The organism is Actinoplanes aureus, assembly GCF_015704865.1.
GTDB classification, from domain to species: domain Bacteria; phylum Actinomycetota; class Actinomycetes; order Mycobacteriales; family Micromonosporaceae; genus Actinoplanes; species Actinoplanes aureus.
On record NZ_JADQTO010000069.1, the window covers coordinates 1 to 8060 of the forward strand.

At 73.1% G+C, this 8060-nt stretch carries 2 protein-coding genes; both read right to left on the reverse strand.

Features of this window, described 5'->3' with window-relative positions; genetic code table 11:
* Positions 1–6180, reverse strand: a 6180-nt coding sequence (locus I4J89_RS48750) for an SDR family NAD(P)-dependent oxidoreductase (RefSeq protein WP_196421049.1), incomplete at its 3' end; no start/stop codon positions are given.
* Between the two features lie 85 nt (positions 6181–6265).
* On the reverse strand, positions 6266–8060 hold a 1795-nt coding region (locus I4J89_RS48755), incomplete at its 5' end, for a beta-ketoacyl synthase N-terminal-like domain-containing protein (protein WP_230860854.1).

Sequence of the window (8060 nt, forward strand, 5' to 3'; positions counted from 1 at the left end):
GTCGCCGTCGGCGAGGGCGGTGGCGAGCGGTTTGAGGAGGACGGCGCCGCAGCCCTCGCCGCGGACGTAGCCGTCGGCGGCGGCGTCGAACACTTTGCACCGCCCGTCCGGCGCCAGCATCCCGGCCCGGCTGAACGACAGGGTCGTCAACGGGCTGAGAATCACGTTCACCCCACCGGCGATGGCGGCGCTGCACTCCCCGCGCTGGATGCTGGTGACCGCGCGGTGCACCGCGACCAGCGAGGCGGAGCAGGCGGTGTCCACCGGCTCGCTCGGGCCGTGCAGGTCCAGCAGGAACGACACCCGGTTCGCCAGCATGGCGTGCGCCATCCCGGTGGAGGTGTGCGCCTGGATGTCGCCGGCCGCGTTCCTGAGCAGCTCCGCGTAGTCCATGCCGCTCACGCCGACGAACAGGCCGGTGTCGGTGCCGGCCAGATCCGAGGCCCGGTAGCCGGCGTCCTCGATGGTGCGCCAGACGGTCTCCAGGAAGATCCGCTGCTGCGGGTCCATCAACTCCGCCTCGGCCGCCGAGATGCCGAAGAACCGCGGGTCGAACCGGTCCACCTCGGAGAGGAAGGATCCCCAGCGCAGGCCGTCAGCCTCCCAGCGCCGCCAGTCCCAGCGGTCGGCCGGCACCTCGCCGACCAGGTCGCGGCCGGCGGCCAGATCGGCGAAGAACCCCTCCGCGTCCGCCGAACCCGGGAACACCCCGGCAAGACCCACGATCGCGACCGCATCGCCGGGCACCACTACCGGCACCGGCTCCGGCGGCTTCCGTTCGACCACGGTGACCGGCTGTGGGACCGGGGCGGGCGTGGCCCCGTAGTGCTCGGTCAGGCGGTCGGCGTGGTTCGCCACGATCTGCTCGGCGAGGGCGGCCAGTGTCGAATGTTCGAAGAACACCGACGGCAGCAGTTCCAGGCCGAGTTGCCCGTTGAGGACGTTGGCCAGCTCGGTGAAGGAGACCGAGTCGAAGCCGAAGTCGCTGAGGTCCGCCTCGATCTCCAGGTCGCTCGCCCGCATGCCGAGGACCGAGGCGGCGGCGCGGGCCACATCCCGGCGCACGGAGGAGAGCACCTGATCGGCGACGGGCGCCGTCTGCTTCGCCGGGACGACGGGGTTCAGCCAGCGGCTCAGCCGGTCGGGGTCGCCGCAGAGCTCGATCACCTGGGACTCCTCGCCGGCCATCGCCCGGCGCAGGATGTCCAGCCCGGTCCCGGTGGGCAGCGGGATGAGCCCCGTGGACCGTTCCATCGCCTGCCGGGCGCTCTCCTCGATGCGCATGCCGCCGTCCGCCCAGTACGGCCACGCGATCGACACACCGCGCCCCGCCCGCCGCCGCAGGAACTCGTCCAAGAACCGGTTCGCGTACGCGTAATCACACTGCCCCGCGTTGCCGGCCAGTCCCGCCACCGACGAGAACCCGACGAACAGCTTCAGACCGTCGGCAGTGGTCGCCTCGTCAAGCCACACCGCACCCCACACCTTCGGCGCTACGACCGACCGGAACTGCTCGACCGACTTGTCGCGGGCCCATCCGTCGCCGGTCACCCCGGCGGCATGGATCACCGCGTCCACCCGGCCGAACCGCTCACGCACCTGCGCGACCGCCGCGTGAACCTGCGAACGCTCCGAGACGTCGGCCCGCGCGTACATCACCGACTCGCCATGGCCCGCCAGCCATTGCCGGGCCGCCGCGTCCGGCTCCGAACGACCCAGCAGCCCGGCCCGGGCGCCACATCGCCGCACCAGGAAGTCCGTGACCAGCCGGCCCAGCCCGCCCAGGCCCCCGGAGATCACCACCACGTCACCGGGCGACACGGCCGGAGCACCGGCCACAGCCGGCACCTGCCGATATCCCAGCACCTCCCGGACGGTGCCGTCGGTGCGTACTTCGATCGCGTCGTCCTCCCCGGCGATCTCCGGCCACAAGGCCGCCGCCAGCGCCGGCCCGCGCAACCCACCCACACCGACCACCCGCAGGCGCAACCAGCCGCACTCCATGCCGATCGAGCGCGCGAACCCGCCAAGGCTGTCGCCGGCGAGCGTCCCCGGATGCGCCACCACGACGCGGACCGTCGTTTCCACCTTTGTCCGCGCCACGGCACTCACCAGTGCCAGCAGCGTGTGCACCGGGCGGTGAGGGTCGTCGGTCACTTCCCAGGCGTGAACGATGGTGTCCGGCACGCCGCGGGCGCGGAGCCGTTCCCAGAGCCGCGCCATGTCGCCGGGGTCGTCGCCCACCTGGAAGTCGCCGTTGGGCAGTTCGGCGAAGGCCGCCCCGGTGGTCACCTTGGTGATGCGCTCCGCCGTCCACGGCGGAATCACCTCGTCGGAAATCACCACCACGTGTCGGACCGGGCGGTTCCCGGGCGGTAGAGGCGCGGGGGTCCACTGCTGCTCGAACCGTACGGTCGGAACCTCGGCGGCGGGCGCCGGCAGGCCTCGCAGCGTCAGGCCGTGCACCACGACGAGACGGCGACCGTCCGGGTCGGTGACGGTGATGTCGAAAGCGGCCGTTCCGTCGTCCGGCCGGCGGCCGCCGGACCAGGTGGCTATCGCGAAGCAGTGCACCGGCAGCGGGCCGAGCACCTCGACGCGGCGCACCGCAAACGGCACGTACAGGGGCGCGGGGTCGCCCGGTACGCCGTCCGGGAGCAGGCCGGTGACGGATTGGAAGGCGGCGTCGAGCAGCCCGGGGTGCATGACCCAGTGGCCGGCGTCGGCGAGGTGAAGCTCGGCGACGGCCTCTCCGGCGCCGCTGTGCAGGTTCTGGACGGCCCGGTAGAGCGGCCCGTAATGGAGGCCGGCCGTTTCGAAGGCGCGGTACGCGGACGTACCGTCCCGGCGTTTGTCGCAGCGCGCGACAACCGCCGCCAGGTCCACCGGCGCGGTGTCACCCGTCGCGTCCCCGAACAGCACACGCCCCTGGCTGAACTTCGTGCCCTCCGCGTCGCGGACGACGAACCCGGCATGGTCCGGGCCGGCGGTGAGTTCGACCGTGATGCGCTGCTCGGCCCCCGCGGCCGGCCGGACCCACACCACGTCGGTGAGGGCGGCGACCCGCTCGTCCGGGCGGGACCGGGCGGCGGCCTCGCGGGCCAGTTCCAGCTGGGCCGCGCCGGGCAGGACGGGCACGTCTTGGACCACGTGGTCGGCCAGGACCGCATCGGCCGGCGTGAGCCGCACCGTGAAGGGCTGCGAACCGGACGGGGGCGTGTGGGTGTGCTCCTCCGGCAGCCAGTACCGATCCGGGCTGAAGGGGTAGGCGGGCAGCTCGGCCAGCGGCGGCCGGTCGGCCGGCCAGGCCGTCGCCCACTCCACGGCGGCCCCGGCCGTCCACGCCTGTGCCCACTGCTCCCAGGTCTGCCGGTCGGCGTCCGGGTGAGTGGTCACCGGCTGCGGCGTGCTTCCGGCCGGCACCGCGCCGGTCCAGCACGGTTGCTCCGGGCTGCCGCCGGTGGCCAGCACCTCCAGCGCGTCGACGGCCTCGTCGAGGTGCTCGGCCCAGAACGCGGCCCGGTGCTCGAAGGCCTCCCGGCCGGTCTGCAGCGTCCAGGCCACGTCCGTCAGATGCGGCCGGTCGCGGCGCAACGCCTGCGCCAGCCGGCCGCAGTGCACCCGCAACCGGTCGGCGCTGCGCGCCGACACCACCACCAGCCGGCCGCCCTCCGGCCGGATCGGCGCGGTGCCCGGCGGCGGCTCCTCGACCACCACGTGGGTGTTGCTGCCCGACATGCCGAACGAGCTGATGCCGGCGCGGCGCACCGAACCCGGCGCCGCGGGCCACGGCACGGTCGCGTTGTTGAGCACGAACGGCGAGCCGTCCAGGTCCAGGAACGGATTCGGCCGGTTCCAGCCGGGCATCGCCGGGATCGTTCCGTGCCGCAGCGACAGGATCGCCCGCATCACCCCGGCGAGGCCGGCGGCCGCCTCCAGGTGTCCCAGATTCGCCTTGACCGAGCCCAGGACACAAGCGCCCGGCCGGCCCTCGTCGCCGAACGCCGCCCGCAGCGCGCGAACCTCCACCGGGTCGCCCAGCAGGGTCCCGGTCCCGTGCGCCTCCAACAGGCCCAGCTCGCCCGGTGACACCCCGGCATCCGCCCAGGCGTCGCGCAACACCCGTGCCTGGGCCTCCGGTCGTGGTGCCGTCGGGCTGTTCGAGCGGCCGACGTGGTTGGTCGCGGACCCACGCACCACCGCCAAGACGCGGTCCCCGTCGGCCAGCGCCCGTTCCAGAGGCCGCAGCACCAGCACCGCGACACCCTCGCCCGGCACGTACCCGTCCGCGTCGGCGTCGAACGGGCGGCACCGCCCGGTCGGGGACAGCGCCTGCGCCTTCGCGGTGTAGACGTAGTGCAGAGGGCTCAGCAGCAGGTTGGCCCCGGCCACGACGGCGGTGTCGCACTCACCGGAGCGCAGCGCCCGCACCGCGAGGTGCAGCGCGGTCAGCGACGACGCGCACGCGTTGTCCACCGGCACGCTCGGGCCTTGCAGATCGAAGACGTACGACAGCCGGCCGGCCAACGCGGACGGTACGGCGGTGACCGCCTGGTAGTCCCGGATCGGCACCCGGGCACGCACGATCTCGTCCCAGTACTCGTGGAACGACACGCCGAGATAGACGCCGGTGCGGGTGCCGCGGATCCGGGACGCGTAGCCCGCGTCCTCGAACGCCTCGTAGGTCACCTCGAGCAGCTGCCGCAGCTGGGGGTCTAGCCACGTGGCCTCACGGGGAGCGATGCCGAAGAACTCCGCATCGAAGCGGTCGACGCCGGACAGGAAACTCCCCCACCGTGCGTAGGACCGGTCCGCGGCCGAGCGGTCCTCGTCGAACCACGCGCGCCAGTCCCACCGCTCCGGCGGCACCTCGCTCAGCACGTCGGCGCCGGACATCAGGTTGGCCCAGAGTGCGGCGAGGTTCTCGGCGCCGGCGAATCTGCCCGCCATGCCGACCACCGCGACCGCACCCGACAGCCGGTCCTTCCCGGCCACGGCCGGCGGCGGGGCCGCGGGCGGCGGCGAGGGGTCCGCGGCGGAAGTGGGCAACCGCGACCCCACCGCCGCCCCGTGCTCGGCCACGAAATACGCCGTCAGCTCGGCCAGGCTCTGGTGCTCGAAGAACAGCGTCGGATACAGCTCCAGCCCGAGATCGTCCTCTATGCGCCGGGTGAGGTCGATCAGGTCGCCGGACTGCACGCCCAGCTCCATGAAGTTCGTGGCGCGGTCCAGCGTCGCCGGGTCGGCGCCCAGGTGGGCGGCGACCAGACCGGCCAGGTACGCCTCGACGCGCCCATCCGCGGAACCCGGCGCGGGGAAGAGCTGGGCGTCACCGACGTGGCGGAAGGTGAAGCCGTCGACGGCGAGCAGCGGCCGGCCCGTCTCATCGGCGAGCACCAGGTCCATCGTGAGGGCGTGCGCGTCCGCCCGGCGTACGCGAGCCCGGCAGTAACACACCTCGGGCAGCGGCTCTCCGCCGTGCACGGCGGCGACGGCGGCCGGCACCCACATGCCGGGCCTGCCCGCCGGCAGGAGGATCTCGTCGTCCACGGCGGCGGCGCCGGTGATGAACGCGCCGTCGAGCAGCACAGGGTGCACGGCGAGCCCGGTCAGGGCGGCCCGCGCGTCGTCGGAGAGGCGGAGCCGGCCGATGCTCTCGCCGCCGCTCACCCACACCTCCTCCACGCAGCGCAGCGCCGGTTCGCGAGCCAGCAGCGGGTTGGCGGCGAGCTGTCCGGCGTCGCGGTGGTCCCCCGCCCGCGGTCCGGCGATGTCGAGCGCGGGCACCTCGGCGAGCCGGTCGCCGTCGCGCACTTCGGCCGTGACGCTGAGCCTGGACTCGTCTCCGGCCGAGTATCGGCTCTCGACGATCCGGCGCCCGTCCCGCTCTCGGACGGCGACGGTGACCTCGGCGGATGCTCCCGGCTCCAGGACCACGGGCTCGTGGAAGGTGAGCCCGCGCAGGTGGGCGCCGCGGGCCAGTTCCAGGGCGAGGGAGCAGTGGGTGACCCCGATCAGGACCTGGCGGCCGAAGACCTGGTGGGCCCGAAGGTACGGTTCGTCGTGCCGGAAGGTGCGTACGACGGTGTCCGCCGGCTTGTCGAGGAGCGCCTTGACCTCCTCGCGGGAGAGCCGCCCGGCCTGGAATTCGGCGAGCACGGCGCGGATGTCGGTGGTCATGCTGTGCCCCCTTCGGCATGCCCTTCTGGCCCTCGCCTGCCAGGCACTAGCGCAGGTGCGGCTGGGTGCCGCTCGGTGCAGGCGGTCATGCCCGCTCCTCGGTCAGGCGGCCGACCGCGGCCGCCGCGTGGTCCAGGTCGACGTGGCCGTCCCGCAGCCGGTCGAGGAGGTCGTCGATATCGTCCGGCGCAGCCGTGACGGTCTCGCCGAGCCGGTAGCGGCGGCGCCGGAACTCCGGCGGCGGCAACGGCACCCGCGTCCCGACCGGACCCTGATACTGCTGCACCACCACATGCGCATTGGTCCCGCCGAACCCGAACGCCGACACCCCCGCCCGCCGCGGCCCGCCACCGTCCTCCCACGACCGCGTCGAAGTCACCGGGAAGAACGGCGACTCGGCGAACCGGAACCGCGGATGCGGCCGTACACAATGCAACGTCGCCGGCAACATTCCCGACTCCACCGCCAGCACCGCCTTCATGAAGCCCACCACTCCCGCGGCCCGCATCAGATGCCCGAGGTTCGACTTCACCGACCCGATTCCACACCGGGCTCCGTCTGCCGGACCGAACACCCGCGACGCCGCCCGTACCTCAATGGGGTCTCCCAGCAGCGTGCCCGTGCCGTGCGCTTCGAGGTAGCCGATCGTCTCCGCGCCGACTCCGGCGTCCGTCAGCGCCGCACGCAGCACGGCTTCCTGCCCTTCCAGGCTGGGCACCGTGAGGCCCATCGTGCGGCCGTCGTTGTTCACCGCGCCGCCCAGCACCACACCCGCGATCCGATCCCCACCGGCCACCGCATCCGGAACCCGGCGGAGCAGCACCAGACCGCCGCCCTCACCCAGCACCAACCCGCGTGCGCCCTCGTCGAACACCGCGCACACCCCGTCCGGCGCCAGCGCACCCGCCTCGCTGAAGCCGACGTGCAGGTCCGACCCGATGATCAGCTCGACCCCGCCGGCGATGGCGAGATCGCACTCGCCGGCCCGCAGCGCCCGGCAGGCCGCGTGGATGGCCACCAGGGCCGACGAACACGCCGTGTCGATGGTCTGTGCCGGCCCGCGCAGGTCGAAGAAGTCCGCCACCCGGGCCGCCATCATGTTCGGAATGGCGCCCACCAGCGCGTTGCGCCGGCTTTCCGCCGGCAGGTCAGCCAGCCGCCCGCGAAGGTACGGGCTCTCCCCGCCGCCGATGAACACACCGGTACGGGTCCCCGCGACCTCCTCCGGCCGATACCCCGCTTCAGCGAACAACTCCGCCGCCAACTCCAGCACCAGCCGCTGATGCGGATCCATCACCACCGCATCAACATCCTCGATCCCGAAATAGCTGGGATCGAAGTCGAACACCCCGTCGACGAACCCGGCCCACTTCGAATACGACGAGTTCGGCCGCTCCCGCGACGGATCGAAGACCGCGTCCACATCCCAGCGATCCGCCGGCACCTCCGACACCAGATGCCGCCCGGCCAGCAGGTTCTCCCACAACGCCGGCACCGACGGCGAACCCGGAAAACGCCCCGCCATGCCCACCACCGCGACCGCATCGGCCGGCTGTGAGACGGTGGCCGCTGGCGGGGACGACGTTTCGCCGGACGGCGGAGCGGCCGTCCGCGCCAGGTGGCGCGCCAGGGCCGCGATCGAGGGATGTTCGTTGATCACGTTCGGCTCGACGATCCGGTCCAGCCGCGCTTCCAGCCGGGTCAGCAGCGTCATCATCAGGATCGAGTCGAGGCCGTAGCTGGACAGCTCCTCATCCGGGTCCAGCTCCGCCACGTCCACCTTCAGCACCTCGGCACAGACCTGAGCCACCTCGCCTTGCAGGTCCTCCGTCACCGGCGAAGAAGCGGGCACGGTCGCCGAGGCGGCCCAACCCCGTTGC